Genomic DNA, 18,864 nt, shown 5'->3' on the forward strand with positions numbered 1-18,864 from the left:
GTTTGTATTTAAGGAGGAGTACTTATGAGTGATTTGAAGAAACAAAACATAAAAGATATGTACCGGCTCACTCCTATGCAGCAAGGGATATTGTACCACTATATGATGGATAAAAATTCAGACGCCTACTTTGAGCAGATATCACTTTCTATAAAAGGCATCCTGGACATTGATTGTGTTGAAAAGAGCGTTAATATCATTATTGAAAAGTATGACGCTTTGAGAACAATTTTTTTGTATGAAAATGTAGCCAAGCCCTTACAAGTAGTCATGAAGGAAAGAAAGCTGTCTGTCAGCTATGAGGATATTACCTCCCTTGCCGAAGAACTAAGGGATAGGTATATAGAAGAATACAGGGTTAAAGACAGAAAAAAGGGCTTTGACTTATCAAGGGATATTTTAACAAGATTAAGTGTAATTAAAACAGGCTACCAATCTTATAACATGGTATGGAGCTTTCATCACATCATTATTGATGGGTGGAGTCTCGCAAATATATTTAGAGAATTTATGGAAAACTATGAAGCCCTGATGAATAGCCGGGAGCCGGAGTCAGGAAAGGTATATCCTTACAGCCGCTATATCAAATGGTTGGAAGGCAGAAATCAGAACGAGGCCGCAGATTACTGGGAAACCTATCTTAAAGGTTACAAGCATCAGACAGTCCTTCCCCAAAACGGCAGGTCTGCAAGTGATGATTTCAGGATTGAAGAAACGGAGTTTAAAATATCTGAACAAATAACTAGCGATCTTGAGAAGTTTGCAGCCAAAAACAATACAACCATGAGTACCATTATAAAGACCATATGGGGGATATTATTACAGCGGTATAACAATACCGATGATGTGGTGTTTGGTGAGGTGGTATCGGGAAGGCCTCATGAAATACAGGGAATTGAGAGCATGGTGGGTTTATTTATAAATACCGTTGCAGTAAGGGTGAGTTGTGATGAGGATAAAACTTTTACCGAACTGATCAAAGAGATGCAGCAATCGGTGCTTGAATCTGACCGGTACAGTTTCTATCCTCTGGCGGATGTGCAGTCAAAAACATGCTTGAAAGATGCCTTGATACATCATGTTATGGCTTTTGAAAATTACCCTATGGATGAAGCGGTTAATGCTTCATCCAGTAATGGCATTTTAAATGTAGTTGGAATGGAAATATTCGAGCAGACGAATTATGATTTTGGGATACTCGTTGATGGCGGTAAGGAATTATCTATTAAATTCAGTTACAACTCACTGGTATATGATGGTAATTTCATAGAAAAAATCAAGGGACATTTTCAGTCGGTAATAGAAATTGTAACCGATAGTCCCGATATGCATATTAGGAATATTGATATACTCACCGAAGTGGAAAAGAAAGAAATAGTACACTGCTTCAATAATACAACGGAGGAATACCACAGGGAAAAGACCATTCACCAACTATTTGAGGAACAAGCGGTGAAGACACCTGACAATGCGGCAGTGGTGTTTGAGGGTAAGCAGCTAACCTATAGGGAACTCAATGAGAAGTCAAATCAGCTTGCAAGAGTGTTGAGGGATAAGGGAGTTAAACCAGACAGCATAGTGGGTATTATGGTAGAACGCTCACTGGAGATGGTCATAGGTATATTTGGCATACTTAAAGCCGGAGGGGCATATATGCCTATAGATCCTGACTACCCTAAGGCAAGAATCGAATATTTACTCGAGGACAGCGAGATAGGGGGGCTGATTTCCCAAAAGCAATTCCTGGAGAAAGTGGAGTTTTACGGGAAGTATATAGACATAGAAGATGAAAGCCTTTATGCCGGAAACCCTATGAACCTGGAAGTGGTATGTTCACCGCAAAATTTGGCATATATCATTTATACATCTGGGTCTACAGGAAAACCTAAAGGGGTTATGGTAGAACATAAAGGGGTAGCAAATCTGGAGGCGTTTTTCAAGACCCGCTTAAATGTAAGTGAAAGCGATAGGATTATTCAATTTGCATCAATTTCATTCGACGCTGCAGTTTGGGAAATATTTATGGGACTACTGGCAGGAGCAACACTATATATATCTTCAAGCGATATTATCAATGACTATCGAAGATTTGAAGAATACCTAAATGAAAATGAGATAACTATTGCTACTTTACCACCTCCGTATCTGGCAAATCTGGACCCGGAAAAAGTAACTTCCTTAAAGAAGGTAATTGCAGCAGGTTCGGCTTCCACTCCCGAACTTTTAAAGAAATGGAGCAACAGGATTTCATATATAAATGCTTATGGACCTACTGAGACAACCGTATGTGCAACGGTATGGAAAGCAGATGATTGTGAGACGGCCGATAAGTCGGTACCTATTGGTAAACCTATTACCAATACCCGGGTGTTTATAGTTGATGAAAACAATAATCTTAAGCCCATAGGTGTTGAGGGTGAACTCTGTGTTTCCGGGGCAGGATTGGCGAGAGGATACTTGAAAAAACCGGAACTTACCAGGGAAAAGTTTGTACCGAACCCATTTATGCCTGGAGAACTGATGTATAAAACAGGAGATCTTGCAAAGTGGCTTCCTGACGGGAATATTGCATTTGCCGGCAGAAAAGACCACCAGGTTAAAATAAGAGGGTATAGAATCGAGCTTGAGGAAATAGAAGCAGCCCTTTTGAAGCATGCTGATATAAATGAGGCGGTGGTCATTGACCGGGAGGATTCAAGTGTAGGCAGGTATCTTTGCGCTTATATAGTGTCTGACCGAGAAGTGACAGTGACCGAAATAAGGGAGCTTATATCTAAAGAGCTGCCCGATTATATGATTCCATCCTATTTTATGAGGATAGCAAAAGTACCGTTAACCATAAATGGAAAATTGGACAGAAAGGCGCTGCCTCTGCCTGATGGAAGAATAAATACAGGAACAGAGTATGCAGCGCCTTCAGGTGAAGTGGAGGAAAGGCTTGCGCTGCTGTGGCAGGACATCCTTGGAATAGAGAAGGTAGGAAGAAATGATAACTTCTTTATGCTCGGAGGACACTCGTTAAAGGCAACAAGCCTTGTAGCAAGAATTCACAAAGAGTTCAATGTAGACATACCTCTTAAGGAAATATTCAGGACACCAACCATCTTAGAAATTGCCAGCTACATTGAAGACTCAAAGGAGAGCCTATATCAGTCCATTCAACGTGCTGGGGATATGGAATATTATCCCATACCTTCCGCCCAGAAAAGACTATATATATTAAACCAGCTTGAAGGAGCTGGAATCGCCTACAATATACCTGGCATAATATTGCTGGAAGGTACTGTTGATAAAGCACGTTTTGAGCAGGCTTTTCATAGTCTGATAGAAAGGCATGAGAGCTTTCGAACCTCCTTCCATATGATCGAGGAAGAGCTGTCTCAGAAAGTCCATGACAAGGCGGACCTAAGTATCATGTACCTGGAAACCAGTGAAGAGAAGGTTCCCGAAATAGTGGAGAAATTCATAAGGCCCTTTGACCTTGGAAAGGCTCCACTATTAAGAGTTGGACTTGTAAAGATTGGAGAAGCCAGACATATTATGGTGTTTGACATGCATCATATCATATCGGATGGAGTGTCCAACGACATACTGGTAAGAGAGTTTATAAGCTTATATGAAGGGAAAATACTTCCTCCACTGCGTATACAGTACAAGGACTACTCAGTTTGGCAGAGGGAATTGTTTGCAGGAGCTGCCATAAGTAAGCAGGAGGAATTCTGGCTCCAGACCTTTCAGGGAGAGATCCCTGTGCTGGATTTATCCACCGACTACCCAAGACCCGCAGTACAAAGCTTTGAAGGAGACTACATCAGCTTTGAAGCTGATAGCGAGCTTGCGGTTAGACTTAACAAGCTTGGATCAGACAATGGAGCTACATTATATATGACGCTTCTTGCTGCATACAATGTGCTGTTATCTAGATACACTGGACAGGAAGATATTATTGTGGGAAGTCCTATAGCTGGAAGGCCTCATGCTGACCTTCAAGACATCATAGGTATGTTTGTAAACACTCTGGCCATGAGAAATCACCCGCAAGGAGAAAAGACTTTTATTGAATTCTTGAAAGAAGTTAAAGAAAATGCTTTGAAAGCATACGACAATCAGGACTATCAGTTTGAAGAATTAGTGGATAAGCTGGACATAAGGAGGGATATGAGCAGGAATCCCCTCTTTGATACCATGTTTGCCATATACAATGTTGGAAAAGCAGAGCTCATAACGTCTGATCTAAGCTTCAAGCCGTACAACAAAGGGATAGAAGGCAGAATATCAAAATTTGACATCACCTTAAATGCATTTGAGACTGAGGATGGTATAGCCTTTGAACTCGAATACTGTACAAGACTGTTTAAGAAAGAAACAGTTGAAAGACTTGGGGCTCATTACATCAATTTGCTGGAAGAAATTGCAGCATACCCCGAAAAAAGGCTTTATGAAATCGAAATGTTATCACAGGAAGAAAAACAGCAAGTATTATACAGCTTTAACGATACTGCTCTCGAATATCCCCTGGATAAAACCATACACCAAATGTTTGAGGAGCAAGTGAAAAAGACTCCTGATCATATTGCAGTGGTTTTTGAAGGTAAACAATTAACCTACCGAGAACTGAATCAAAAGGCAAACCAATTGGCCAGGGCATTAAGAGAAAAGGGAGTAAAGCCTGATGATATTGTAGGCATAATGGTGGACCGCTCGCCTGAAATGGTTATAGGTATAATGTCAGTAATCAAGGCTGGGGGGGCGTACCTTCCTGTAGATCCTAATTATCCATTGGAAAGAAAAAGGTATATGATGGAGGACAGCAAGGCCAAAATTTTACTCACCCAAAATCATCTTATGGATCGTGATGATTTCGATGGTGAGATTATTGATTTATCTGATTATGATTATAATTTTATAAACGATGTGAATATAAAATGTATAAATAAGCCTGGTGATACAGCGTACATCATCTATACCTCTGGCTCAACGGGAAACCCTAAAGGTGTTTGCATTGATAATAAGAGTGTATTAAACCTGGTAGAGGGTCTGTTCCAGAGAATATATAGCAAATATGAATCACCGTTGAATGTTTGCCTCATTGCCCCTTATGTTTTTGATGCTTCGGTGCAGCAGATTTTCGCAGCACTGCTAATGGGGCATGCATTGTACATTGTACCGGAGGAAGCAAGGAAAGACGGTAAAAAGCTGCTGGACTTCTATAGTGAAAATAGGATTGATATTTCGGATGGAACGCCCATACACGTAAATATGATGTTAAATTCTCCTCCTATAGATAATAACCTAAAAGTGAGACATTTTATTATAGGCGGAGATGTTCTTCCATTTGATGCAGTAAAAGACTTCCTAAGCAGATTTGAGGATGTGCAACCTTGCATCACAAATGTTTATGGTCCTACCGAATGCTGTGTGGATTCTACGGAATATTTGATTACTGCGGAGGGGCTTAGTGGATTGGATAATATCCCCATAGGCCGTCCTTTGCCAAACACCAGAGCATACTTACTTGGTAAGAAATTAGAAGTAAATCCTATAGGTATCGCTGGGGAATTATATATATCTGGGGATGGTCTTGCCAAAGGCTATTTAAACAAGACGGGGCTTACTGCAGAAAGATTTGTATCTAACCCGTTTATAAAGGGAGAAAGAATGTATCGTACTGGGGACTTGGCAAGATGGCTGCCTGACGGGAATATAGAATTTTTAGGCAGGATGGACCACCAGGTAAAGATAAGGGGATTTAGAATAGAACTTGGAGAAATAGAGGCTCAGCTATTAAGACATGCTTCAATAAAAGAAGCTGTGGTTATTGTAAAGGAAGACCAACAGAAGAACAAGGATCTGTGTGCATATTTCGTTGGGGAAAATGAACTGACAATAACTGAACTAAGGGAATGCCTTTCAAAAGAATTGCCCGAGTATATGATCCCGGCATACTTCATGCAGCTGGATGAAATGCCTTTGACAGCCAATGGTAAGATAGACCGGAAGAACTTGCCCCACCCTGCTGCTCATTTAAATACTGGAGTAGAGTATGAAGCACCTTCAGGTGAAGTGGAAGAGAAGCTTGTACAATTGTGGCAGGATATCCTGGGGGTTGAGAAAATAGGGAGAAATGATAATTTCTTTGTGCTTGGGGGGCACTCATTAAAAGCAATAAACTTTGCAGCCAAAATTCACAAAGAGTTCAATGTAAATATATCTCTTAAGGAGATATTCAAGCTGCCGACAATTGCAGAAATTGCCAATTACATCCAGGAAGCCCAAGAGAGTATTTATCAATCTATCCAGCCCACTGGAGAAATGGAATACTATCCTATGTCGTCTTCCCAAAGAAGGCTGTATATATTAAATCAGCTTGAAGGAGCAAGGGTGGCATACAATATGCCAGAGTTTATGTTGTTAGAAGGCAGTATTGATATAGAACGTTTTGAGAAAGCCTTAGATCAGCTGGTAAAAAGGCATGAGGCTTTCCGGACCTCCTTCCATATGGTAGATGGTGAACCGGTGCAGAAGGTCCATGATGAGGTGGAATTTAGTATCATGTACATGGAAACCGGCGAAGAAAAAGCCTCAGAAGCAGCAAATGAATTCATAAGGCCATTTGACCTTGGCAAGGCTCCTTTACTAAGAGCAGGGCTCGTAAAAATTAGAGAAGACAGGCATGTCATGATGCTTGATAAACACCATATCATATCTGACGGGGTGTCGGATGAAATACTGGTAAGAGAATTCATAAGCTTGTATGAAGGAATGAATCTTCCAGCACTTCAGATTCAGTACAAGGACTATTCCGTATGGCAGAATAAATTGTTTGCTGACGGCACAATCAGTAAACAAGAAGAATACTGGCTCCAGGCATTTAGGGGAGAAATACCAGTACTTGATATGCCGGTAGACTACCCAAGGCCGGCTATACAGAGTTTTGAAGGCGATATGGTCAGTTTTGAAACAGGCCGGGAACTTGCACATAAACTGAACAAGCTTGCCGTGGATCATGGAGCAACACTGTATATGGTGCTTCTAGCTTCATACAATGTGCTTCTTTTCAAATACACCGGACAGGAAGATGTCGTAATTGGAAGCCCTATAGCAGGAAGGCCACATACAGATTTGCAGGACATCATAGGCATGTTTGTCAATACCCTAGCTATGAGGAATTACCCTCAAGGTAAAAAGAATTTCAGCGAGTTTTTGATGGTAGTAAAAGAAAACGCTCTAAGGGCTTATGAAAACCAGGATTACCCATTTGAGGAACTTGTGGAGAAGCTTAGCATTAAGCGGGATTTGAGCAGAAATCCGCTGTTTGATACTATGTTTGTCTTGCAAAATAAAGAGGCATCAGAATTTAAGATGAATGGGCTAAGGTTCATGCCCTATGATAATGAGTTCAGGGCGTCCAAATTTGATTTGACCCTAAACGCCCAAGAGACCCAGAATAATATTGTATTTGGGTTAAAGTATGCTACTCGTCTGTTTAAGAAAGAGACAATAGAAAAACTTGGGGTCCATTTCATCAATGTACTGGAAGAGATCACAGCTTACCCCGAAAAGATGCTGTCCGAAATAAATATACTATCTCAGGATGAAAAACAGCAAATACTAAATAGTTTTAATGATACAAAGGCAGAATACCCTAGGGATAAGACTCTACATGAGCTGTTCCAAGACCAAGTGGAAAGGACACCTGATAATGTAGCTGTAGTGTTTGAGGACAAGCAATTAACCTACAGGCAGCTCAATGAAAAGGCAAATCAGCTTGCCAGAGCACTAAGAAGTAATGGTGTAAAGCAAAACAGCATAGTTGGAATAATGGTAGAAAGATCCGTAGATATGCAGGTTGGAATACTGGGAATTTTAAAAGCAGGAGGTGTCTATTTACCAATTTCAACCAAAATTCCTGAACTAAGAATAAAAAAATTACTGGAAGATAGTAATGCAACTATGCTGTTGACGCAATCACATTTAGCGGATAAAGCAGAGTTTTACGGTAATATATTACTGCTTGATTCCCCTGAAATATACATTGGAAGTGCTGAAAACCTTGATAAAATAAATAAACCAGAGGACTTAGCTTATATCATTTATACATCGGGATCTACTGGAGTTCCGAAGGGTTCAATGATAGAGCATCGAAGTGTAGTTAACTTGGTTTATGGACTAAGAAAGCTTGTCTATGAAAATTATGATAATTATTTAAATGTTGCCCTTGTGTCCCCTTACTTTTTTGACGCATCTGTAAAACAAATATTTGCGGCTTCTCTCCTTGGCCATACGCTGTTTATAGTTCCTGAGGATACAAGGCTAGATGGTGAGGGCCTTCTAAAGTACTATAACAGGAATTCAATTGCTGTTTCAGACGGAACACCAGCACATATAAAGCTTTTAACAGATACTGCCAGGCCTGGCGAAAGTCTTTCAGTTATGCAGTTTATTATCGGAGGGGAAGAACTTTCATGTAAAGGTATACAAGGTTTCTATGATCGGTTTAAAGATAATAACCCTACTATAACAAACGTTTATGGTCCAACAGAATGCTGCGTAGATTCAACTTATTACCATTTAAGCCGTGAGAAGGTGAGAAATCTAACAAGTATACCTATAGGTATGCCATTGCAGAATTATAAGATATATATACTTAATGAAGACATGAATATCTTACCGGTTAATACAACTGGTGAAATATATATATCTGGAGATGGGCTGGCAAAAGGCTATTTGAACAAACTTGAATTGACTACGGAAAAATTTGTAGCTAATCCTTTCAGCTCTGGAGAAAGAATGTATCGTACCGGTGATCTTGGAAGGTGGCTTCCTGACGGAAACATCGAATTTATAGGCAGAGTAGACCATCAGGTAAAGATTAGGGGCTTTAGGATAGAGCTTGGGGAAATAGAAGTGCAGCTATTAAAGCATCCTTCAATAAAAGAAGCTGCGGTAATTGCAAAGACAGACCAGGAGGGCAACAAGTATTTGTGTGCTTATATAGCAGGGGAAAGTGAATCTACAATATCAGATTTAAGGGCGCTTCTCTTAAAAGAACTTCCCGATTACATGATACCACAATACTTTGTTCAGCTGGAAAAGCTGCCTTTGACAGCCAATGGCAAAATAGATCGGAATAATTTACCCCAAAATGACGGTACTTTAGCTACATCAGTAGAGTATGTAGAGCCTTGCGGTGAAGTTGAGGAGAAGCTTGCACTGCTGTGGCATGATGCCCTTGGAGTACAAAAAATTGGTGTGAATGATAACTTCTTTGAACTGGGAGGATACTCACTGAAGGCAATATCCCTTATAAGCAGAATTTATGAACAGTTAAATGTTGAGGTACCACTAAAAGACTTTTATATGGCCCCAACCATAAAGGAAATTGCCCGTTTTATACACAATACGTACGCCAATGATTATATTACACCAAGTCCGGCAATTCATTTTAATTCAGCAATGGAGAGTCTTATGTTTGCATTCCCTCCAGGAGGAGGAAATGGAATAGCTTATGGTAGTTTATCAAAACAAATGAATGCTTATTCCATATATTCCTTTGACTTTATAGAAAATGAGAGCAGGATGGAGGAGTATGTGAAGGCAATTACTTCTGTCAAACCCGAGGGCCCATATATTCTATTTGGTTACTCGGCAGGAGGTAATCTGGCATTTGAAGTTGCTAAAGTATTAATTGAAACTGGACATCATGTATCCGATATAATCTTTCTGGATTCGGCTAAATCATTTGTCCTTATTGAGGAAGAAAGCGAAGATGCTAAGAAACTTGCTGAGCAACAGGATAAAGAATTTATAGAAGAAAATGAGAAACTTATAAAAGGCATGTTTGGAGATAACCAGGCAGTTATTGAAAAGGCCATTGAAAGAATGAGAAATTATCATAAATACACTAGAAGTGTTATAAACTCGGGACAGATAAACTCCAATATCCATCTTATTATATCACAGCAGCAAGACAATGAAGGTGAAGCTGATTTATGTGAAGGATGGAGAGAGGCAACAACGGGAGAGTTCAAAGTATATAACGGATTTGGCAGTCATTTTGATATGTTAAGTACAGGATATATAGATAAAAATGCGGCTATTATTAAAGAAATATTGGAAGAGATCAACCAATAGTTCAGATATAAGGGGTAGATATAATGGATAAGATTAAATTGTTTTGTCTGCCGTATGCAGGAGGTTCTGCAGCAGTATATAAATATTGGGAACAATACTTGCATGATAGGATTGAGCTTTTCCCGATTGAGCTTGCGGGAAGAGGCAGCAGGATTGGTGAACCGTTTTACGGAAGTGTTGAGGAAGCGCTTGAAGATATACACCGTATTATCATAAGCAACCTTGAAGAACAACCTTATGCGTTGTTTGGCCACAGTATGGGCAGTGTACTTGTATATGAACTTGCCTATAGAATAAAGGAGCTCGGACATCCATATCCTGTCCATATGTTTATTTCCGGCAGATATCCTCCGGGTTTTGTAAGTAAGAAGAAGGTACTCTATGATTTGCCGGATAAGGAGTTTGTGGATGAGGTATTTAAGCTGGGAGGCACGCCCAAAGAGGTTCTGAAAAGCAATGAATTAATGGAGTTGTTTTTACCGATACTCAGAGCGGATTTTAGAATTACTGACACATACAGGCACATTGAAAAAAACGCTAAGCTTGACTGCGATATAAGTGTATTGTGGGGAAAAAGAGAAAAGGGAGCCACTATTTTTGACGTTGCAAAATGGCATGATTATACGTCCAAAAGTTGTAAAATTCATATGTTTGACGGGGATCATTTTTTTATACACGATTACAAAAAGGATGTAGCAGCAATAATAAATAGTAGTCTCATCGACTTTGCAGACAATGTTATGTGAAGACTGAAGTTTATTTAAAATTTAATATGAAATCAAGAGGCTAAGTTTTTAGGTTGACTTTAATGACCTGTAGACTTAGCCTCTTTCCAGTCTAATCAAAAATTTCAAGAAAGTAGAACCTACGTCCTATTGGAATTATTTTCATGTTTCTGTATTACGACGAAAGCAGCGCTCCATTCCTATACGCTATCCCAACGGTACATGCTTAAAGACACATCGGTGAAAATCCTGGAAATTGCGCCGCCAGGGGTTCAAACGTATTTCAATAACGATCCGAGCTCTATGCTACTAGCATCATTCATTGATGAAACGATGAAGGTACTTGGTACGGATGCGGACGAGGTTCTAGTGGAAGAAGCGAAAGTATTTCGAAACAACCCGGGCCCGAACGAAGGTATTTTTGTGAACCAGTTAAACAATATGATGTTTGAGCCGCCAAAGGGTCATTAATCCGTTTAATACTTAGCGTATATTTTCGTTAATTATCTCAACTCGCTTTTAGAAAATCCTTGATTATCAAGGGCGTGTACATCGAAGACATGTAAACAACGTATTCGCCTTGACAATGAGCCTCGCGGCATCGGAGTCTAAACACGTGCGCCGATGCCCATAGGACACGGTTTACCTAGGGCTTGCTGAACGAATCAAAACCCCAACAGGCACAAGGGTTTAGGGCCTCTTATGTCGAAGGAAAACGGGGCAGCCCCGTGAAAAACCGTGCACTTGGAGGCGTCAGGATTGTATCAGCGAACCGAGAACCAGATGAACCTGCCCGTCGACTTTTTTCTGCCGTTCGGCGGAAAGCTCGCAGAAGATAACCGCTGGGTGCTGCTGGCCCAGATGATTCCGTGGTGGATGCTCGAAGAGAAGTATGCGAAAAACTTCAAGAAAAGCCTCAAGGGCCAAAAAGCCGTTTCGATCCGTATCGCGCTCGGCGCACTCATCACCCAGGAGCGGCTTGGCACCGATGATCGGGAGACACTTCGTCAGATTCTGGAGAACCCGTATCTGCAGTACTTCCTCGGTCTGCCGGAATATCGGTACCGCCGTCCGTTTCATCATTCTCTCATGACGCATTTCCGCAAGCGATTGGGTGGCGAAATTCTGGATGAAGTGAATGAATGGATCGCTCTGGAAGAAGCGCGCAAGTGTCGGATGATTCATCGGACGACGATGAACCTGGCAGCGGAACTGACGCAGCGTCCGGTAAGCCTTCAGAAACGCAGCCACAGCAGATGGAACTGACGAACGAGGGCGAACTGCTGCTGGACGCTACCTGCGCGCCGGCGGATATCGCCTACCCGACGGATTTGTCGTTACTGAATCAGGCCAGAGAAAAGCTGGAGAAGATCATCGACATCCTGCACGAACCGGAACGTGGAAAGACCCGCAAGCCCAGAACATACCGAGAGCGTGCCCGCAAAGCATATCTGGCGGTTGCCAAGCAGCGGCGCGTGAAGCCGCGCGCGATACGAAAAGCGATCGGCAAGCAGCTCAGGTTCGTTTCCCGTGATCTGCGCATGATCGCCGAACTCGCCGATATGACGAGCGGCCTGCCGCGGCGTTTGTACAAGGAACTGCTGGTCATTCAAGAGCTTTATTGTCAGCAGCAAACGATGTATGACAAGCGGACACACAGCATATCGGATCGGATTGTCAGTATCGCACAGCCACATGTCAGACCGATCGTGCGCGGCAAAGCCAGGGCAAACGTCGAGTTCGGAGAGAAGCTGGCGATTAGCGTGGTGAACGGCTACGCTTTCCGCGAGCATCTGTCGTGGGATAGCTACAACGAAGGGCAGACATTGCAGGACGCCGTAGAGCGTTACCGCGCCAGATTTGGTTATTATCCCAAAGCGGTGCTGGCCGACCAGATCTATCGAACCCGCGACAACTTGCGCTTCTGCAAAGAGGGAATTCGCTTAAGCGGACCGCAGTTGGGTCGTATTAATAATGGTTTCGCATTTTCAATAACCTTAGATATAGTCGAGCTATTTCATAACTACACTCACCTAAAATCACTTTGCGATGATTCGCTGCTCTCATCAGTTGGAGTAACTACAGACAATCTCTTTGTATTAGCAAAGTTAACATCAATTAAAGACTTTATGAGATTATTAATAAATTTACGCCGACCAATCGGAATTATTGGTTCGATTTCAACTTTACGGGAATACGGGTTTCTCAGTTATGGATCTGTTAATTCAATGGACATTACGATATATCCGATTAAAAGTGAAACAAGCAATTTTTGGAACACAATTCCAGAAAATCCAATTAACCAGTGTGCAAATCATTTAAGATTATATATTGATGGTGATGGTTATATTTATCCTTGCTATGGACTAGTGGGGCTGAGAGAGTTTTCTTTGGGTAACATTAAAGATGGTTTTGAGAATTCAACTTTTGTAACAGATAATTACGATTTAGATTTATTAGAGTTAAAGAGAAATGGACCGAAACTACATGAAAGTACAAATCAGCTACAACGAGTATCAACACTTCCTTGGATTTGTGAACGTCATAGAATGGAGTTGTTAATGGATTGAAGTATCATTCAAATACTCAAACATTGTTATTTCACCTTGATTCTATATTTCCACACATGAAAATTAAAGAATTACTCCCACTATCATTAAATAGAAGTTATGTATATAAAGCCATCACAGCGCGTGAAGATTTTCTTTTGAAGATTCTTCCTATCAACTCTTTGGATAGATTACAACGTGAATATCTTGCTATACAAACACTATTTCGCGAAGGAGCTCCCGTACCACGTCCCCTCAAAGAAGAGAATAATATAATACAAATTAATGAAGTGGCATTTATGGCAAGGGCTTATGAGTTTGTTGAAGGTCATGCACTACAAATTAATAAATCCAATTTCTTCTCACTAGGCACTTCAATTGGTCATATACACAATATTTAGGATAAGATGAAGAAGCCGAGTTGGCTCCGAGATATTACAATTAATGAGTTACTATATAACTCATTGGACGCAATAAGAAATTCTTACAATGATTGTGAAAGTCTCTTATTGACTGAACGACTAACAAACACAATAGCTGTAATATTAGAAAAGTATAACGATGAATCTTTATTTGGATGCTCACAAGATGCACACCACTTAAATGCAATACAAACAACTCTTGGACAAACTGTGATAATCGATTTTGAAGATGTTGGTTGGCAGTGGAGAATATATGATCTAGCGACTGCAATCTGGGGCACTTTTGGGAGAGGGGGGACCCCTGAAATTTGGAAAGAGCTTATTTCAGGGTACTCCTCTATACGCTTTTTAAACCAGGAGGAGGAAGGCCTAATACGTTTCTTAATTTTTGCCCGTCATTTATGGTGGCTAGGCTTACATGCTAAGAACTGGAATATGTGGGCGCGACAATATTCAAAAAAACATTTTTTCGAGTCAGGGATTAATTTGTTAATAGCCATAAGCAAAGATGTTTGTGGACTTAAGGTGCTGGGTGGTCTCTAACAGTACATTCCCTTAGGTATTCGTTTGCAACGCGACATCATAAGGAAAATAATAATGTACCTAAACCAAGGAAGAGACCAGTTTAATTACTTGGAAGTATTTCGACCTACTGTGACCTCATTTGATAATTACGTAAAATATAATTTTGACGAATATTTATAACTGAAGTATAATAATTTACGGAGGTTATACATATATGGATAAACAAATGAAAATGCATTACATGAATCGAATCGATGAAAAATTGTCTGATCTTCCGTGGTTTGTTACGGAATTTATTGATAGCAGGAAACGAAAACTTTCTCCCACAACGCTTCTGAACTATTGCCATGACTATATTATATTTTTTGATTGGTTAGTTGCAGAAAACTTTACTGAAGATAGCCGTAAAAACATTAATTTAGCTACTCTAGAGAAGCTAACGATTCGTGAAGTGGAAAATTTCCTATCTTTTTTAGAGTATCAACTTAGCAATACCAAGCTAACCATCAACCGAAAATTGTCCTCACTAAAATCCTTATTTGATTACTTACAGAACAAAGCTGAGACAAGTGACTTAAAGCCATATATCCAGCGCAATGTTATGGCCAAAATGGATTTAAACGCGGTTAAAGAAAGCCAAGAAACCATTGCCAATCGTATTGATGGGAAAATTCTTAGAGAAGACGATTTTGAGTCATTTAGGCAGTTTATAGCTCATGATTTCGGAGAAATCAATAAAGATAATAAACGTATTTACAATTTCCATCAATTTAACCGTGAACGAGATACAGCCATTGTTTCCCTCATTTTAGGTTCTGGCCTTAGGCTCTCTGAGGTAGCAGGTATTAACATTGAAGATTTGGATATGAATAAAGCTTTGGTGCGTGTTATACGAAAAGGAAATAAAGAACAATACGTGTATTTCAGCAAGCAAGCGTTACTAGATTTAGAAAATTATCTGCAGATTAGAGAATCCAGATATATCCCAGAAAAAAACGAAAGCTTTTTGTTTATTGCAGCTCCCATAGGTCGTAAAGGAAAAAGCCGACGTTTAACTCAGCGATCCATTGAAAAACTAATCGAAAAGTATGCTTCAGCTTTTGGAAAACCAGCATTAACCGTGCATTCTCTAAGACATTCATTTGCAACGCGTTACCACTTAGAGAACAATGATGTGCCTAGATTGAAGAACCAATTAGGACATTCCTCAATACAAACAACCATGATCTATACACATTTAACAGATGATGAAATGCGAAATGCGGTTAATAATATGGATAAGTAATGTAGGGCTCGTCAAGTAAGTGACACTAAATTGCCTACCTGACTGGGAGAATGACACAAAGTTACCTACTTGACTGGGTGAGTGACACAAAGTTACCTACTTAGCTTGATAAATAAAAAAAATTACCTCATTCGCTTGAAGAAAAAGAACTAAGTCACTCAAAAGTATGATTTAACTACTAAAGTAGGGAACTTTGTGTCATTTTAGTAGGGGATTTTGTGTCAATGTACAACAACACGACGCTAAAGCCAAGCTGTTATACGGTTTTCTTTATACATGTTCACAAAACCCGTATTTTGTACATATGTAAATATAGATAATGTAGACTTCTGTTGTACATTGACACAAAGTTACCTACTAAAATTACTTCTTTATTCATTGGTGCAGGAATTAAAATGTCATGATATGTACGCATATATTTCCTTCCAGAACCGTTCACCAACACATTTAATTATGTCCAATCGGTTTTTAACCTATTCCTATACCAAACGTTCAACCTTACTTGTTTCTGAAGCAATGGTGGATTCTGAATAACATGCCTCAATCGCCAAATGATGTGGCTGATCAATTATGGGAGCTGTTAAAAAGGAATAAAGTCATAAATTAAAACGTAAGAATTAAGCCTCTATTGCCTCCTCCCGCGAAAAAACGGCACCAAAACGGTGTCGTTTTCATTTCAAAACTTGAATCAGCGATGATGCAACAATCTGAATCATGAATTACTAGATTTCACACTTAAAAGTAACGAATTTCCTTGTATTGCGCATTACAAAAATTGACATTCTACATGAAAATAAGTAGTATAATTAGAAACATTTATGCTATAAAAGTGCCTTTCTCATCCCCCTCTTTTTAAATTCCTGATCCTACCTAATTTTAAGGAGTGAAATGCTATGTACGCACGAACGCTAAAAGCGAATACAAGGAATGTAGTCAGCAACTATTGCAAATGGATTGCAGTTGGTATGATTTTAACTTTCACGGGATGCCCGCTTGCGTCCGCCGCTCCTTCACCCTCATCCTCTAGTAAAACTAGTGACCCCGCCTCCTCTCTAGTCACATTTCAATTGCAAGAGGCTACGATTGCTCAAATGCAGGAAGCGATGAAGTCAGGAGCACTGTCAAGTGTCGAGCTCACCGCCCTGTACCTTAACCGGGTATATGCCTATGATTCTAGTGGCATTCGACTAAATTCCATCCCCGTTCTGAACCCCGACGTACTAAAAGAAGCTGCTCAGGCTGATCAACTTAGGGCGCAAGGTATTAAAACCGGGCCTCTGCAAGGCATCCCCTACACGGTTAAAGACAGTTACAAGGTTAAGGGACTTACTGTCGCTTCTGGATCTCCAGCTTTCAAAAACCTGATGGCAAAGGTCGATGCCTTTACAGTAGAGAAGATACGTAAATCCGGTGGGGTGCTCATTGGTAAAACCAACATGCCGCCAATGGCAGCAGGGGGAATGCAAAGAGGTGTTTATGGCCGTGCTGAAAGTCCGTACAATCCAAATTATTTGGCTGCAGCCTGGTACTCCGGCTCCTCTAACGGATCTGGTGTATCAACAGCCGCCAACCTCGCTGCCTTCGGCATGGGGGAAGAAACAGTATCCTCTGGAAGATCACCAGCATCGAACAATGGTTTAATTGCCTACACGCCATCGCGAGGGCTAATCTCCATTCGGGGGAATTGGCCGCTCTTCCCTATACGGGATGTCGTTGTGCCACATACGAGGACTATCGAGGACATGCTCCGCTTGCTTGACGTGATCGTTGTAGAAGATAAGATTACCAAGGGTGATTTCTGGCGAGAACAGAAAGCCGTTCGGCTCCCTTCTGTCAACAGTGTCCGTCCCAAGTCCTATTTAGAGCTACGAGACATTCAAGCTTTGCAAGGCAAACGCATTGGCGTTCCGAAAATCTATATCGGTAAGGACCATGAAACCTCAACTCCGATCAAATTCAGACCTTCGATACAGGCATTATGGGAAAAAGCTGTAAAGGATTTAACTGCTCTTGGAGCTGAGGTTGTGGAAGTTGACTTCCCCTTGCAGGCCAACAGCGAGAAGGACCGGGCAACAGCGAAAACACCTGAAGAACGTGGTTTAATGCCGGCAAAGTGGGCTGAAAAGGAATTCGGGCTGCTTAATCCCTATGCAGCTGAGGAATTCCTTAAAAGTGTGGACGATCCGAATTTCCCGTCATGGGCTAATATAGACCCTGCAACCGTCTTCCCGAATCCACCCGGTTCGGTAGATGCCAAACGTGGCAGAGACCTTGGCCACTATGACATATTTATTGAAACCATAAAGAAAGGCGTCACCCCTTACGAACAAATTCCTCAGTTTCAAGAAGGACTACGGGGGCTTGAAAATGTACGAAAGATTGATTTTGAAAATTGGATGAAGCAAAACAACCTTGATTTTATTGTATTTCCGGCAAATTCGAATATCGGTAAAGCTGACTCCGATGTGAATGAAACATCCTATGAGGAGGCTTGGGAGAATGGCAACTATTTCTCCAATACGAATTTTATTCTACGCGAGTACGGGATCCCAAGTGTGTCTGTGAGTATGGGCGCTATGAAGGATACCGGAATGCCCGTTAATCTGACAATGGCAGGTGCCGCATACAGCGATAACGACCTGCTTCGTTACGCTTATTCCTATGAGCAGGCTACCAAAAACCGTCCTATTGCAGCACGCACGCCAGCGCTTGAGGATGAAACCTTTTCCTATAACCCGCAAACTTCTCTCCCACCCTCTAAACGCAAGGAAACAGGAACCCCTGAACTTAAGTTGAATGCTTCAATCACGGATGATGTTCTCGCTTTGGAAGGTTCAGTCACAGATCAAAGCGATATCGCACAGCTTAAAGTTTATGTCAATGGCATTCGTGTCGTTATTACAGAAGATAAAACCAATTGGTCAGCAACGCTTCCAACTACTAAATATAAGCAGGATGGTGCCTACCAGGCCGATACGCTGCATATTCTCGTGCTGGCTAAAGATATTTACGGAAATACCTCTGCTCAAGTCAAGTCTGTCACTTTACCCCAATAACGTAGGACATCATAGAAATCACTTTTGGATTTTGTTGAATAAAAACACTTCCGTGTGTCTTCCTCTGCATGCACGCATAAATTAGATGATCATAAATAATCACACAGCAGCACAAGAGATTTAGATCGGATCAGCTATGTATAAATCATTGTGTTGATCGCAGCAAGG

General features: G+C 40.9%; 7 protein-coding genes and 1 pseudogene. All 8 read left to right on the forward strand.

Features of this window, described 5'->3' with window-relative positions; all coding sequences use genetic code 11:
- The first annotated feature begins 24 nt into the window (after positions 1 to 24).
- The 8 genes and pseudogenes from MHH57_RS12685 (at position 25) to MHH57_RS12720 (ending at position 18,696) form a co-directional block, all read left to right on the forward strand.
- Positions 25 to 10,134 carry an amino acid adenylation domain-containing protein gene (locus tag MHH57_RS12685; RefSeq protein ID WP_342434169.1) on the forward strand — a complete coding sequence of 3,370 codons (10,110 nt, stop codon included), beginning with the start codon at positions 25 to 27 and terminating at the stop codon, positions 10,132 to 10,134.
- Positions 10,135 to 10,157: 23 nt separating this feature from the next.
- On the forward strand, positions 10,158 to 10,880 hold the full coding sequence (locus MHH57_RS12690) for a thioesterase domain-containing protein (RefSeq protein WP_052132609.1): 723 nt from the start codon (positions 10,158 to 10,160) through the stop codon (positions 10,878 to 10,880).
- A gap of 201 nt (positions 10,881 to 11,081) precedes the next feature.
- On the forward strand, positions 11,082 to 11,330 hold the full coding sequence (locus tag MHH57_RS12695; RefSeq protein ID WP_019687304.1) for a hypothetical protein: 249 nt from the start codon (positions 11,082 to 11,084) through the stop codon (positions 11,328 to 11,330).
- Between the two features lie 288 nt (positions 11,331 to 11,618).
- Positions 11,619 to 12,826, forward strand: a pseudogene (locus tag MHH57_RS12700) (IS5 family transposase); the annotation flags it as partial.
- 659 nt (positions 12,827 to 13,485) lie between these two features.
- Complete coding sequence (locus tag MHH57_RS12705; protein WP_342434170.1) at positions 13,486 to 13,809, forward strand: hypothetical protein; 324 nt, start codon at positions 13,486 to 13,488, stop codon at positions 13,807 to 13,809.
- A 108-nt stretch (positions 13,810 to 13,917) separates the two neighbouring features.
- Entirely contained in the window at positions 13,918 to 14,373 is a 456-nt protein-coding gene (locus MHH57_RS12710; RefSeq protein ID WP_342434171.1) for a phosphotransferase, read from the forward strand.
- 196 nt (positions 14,374 to 14,569) lie between these two features.
- Positions 14,570 to 15,640 carry a tyrosine recombinase XerS gene (gene xerS, locus MHH57_RS12715; RefSeq protein WP_061828359.1) on the forward strand — a complete coding sequence of 357 codons (1,071 nt, stop codon included), beginning with the start codon at positions 14,570 to 14,572 and terminating at the stop codon, positions 15,638 to 15,640.
- 893 nt (positions 15,641 to 16,533) lie between these two features.
- Complete coding sequence (locus MHH57_RS12720) at positions 16,534 to 18,696, forward strand: amidase (protein ID WP_342434172.1); 2,163 nt, start codon at positions 16,534 to 16,536, stop codon at positions 18,694 to 18,696.
- Positions 18,697 to 18,864 lie beyond the last annotated feature (168 nt).

Source organism: Paenibacillus sp. FSL H7-0442, from assembly GCF_038593105.1.
In the GTDB taxonomy this organism is placed as follows: domain Bacteria; phylum Bacillota; class Bacilli; order Paenibacillales; family Paenibacillaceae; genus Paenibacillus; species Paenibacillus polymyxa_D.

Bases quoted from the DNA above. Each gene is read 5' to 3' on its own strand.
- MHH57_RS12685 (WP_342434169.1), top strand. From the start codon at position 25: ATGAGTGATTTGAAGAAACAAAACATAAAAGATATGTACCGGCTCACT.
- MHH57_RS12690 (WP_052132609.1), top strand. From the start codon at position 10,158: ATGGATAAGATTAAATTGTTTTGTCTGCCGTATGCAGGAGGTTCTGCA.
- MHH57_RS12695 (WP_019687304.1), top strand. From the start codon at position 11,082: ATGCTTAAAGACACATCGGTGAAAATCCTGGAAATTGCGCCGCCAGGG.
- MHH57_RS12705 (WP_342434170.1), top strand. From the start codon at position 13,486: ATGAAAATTAAAGAATTACTCCCACTATCATTAAATAGAAGTTATGTA.
- xerS (WP_061828359.1), top strand. From the start codon at position 14,570: ATGGATAAACAAATGAAAATGCATTACATGAATCGAATCGATGAAAAA.
- MHH57_RS12720 (WP_342434172.1), top strand. From the start codon at position 16,534: ATGTACGCACGAACGCTAAAAGCGAATACAAGGAATGTAGTCAGCAAC.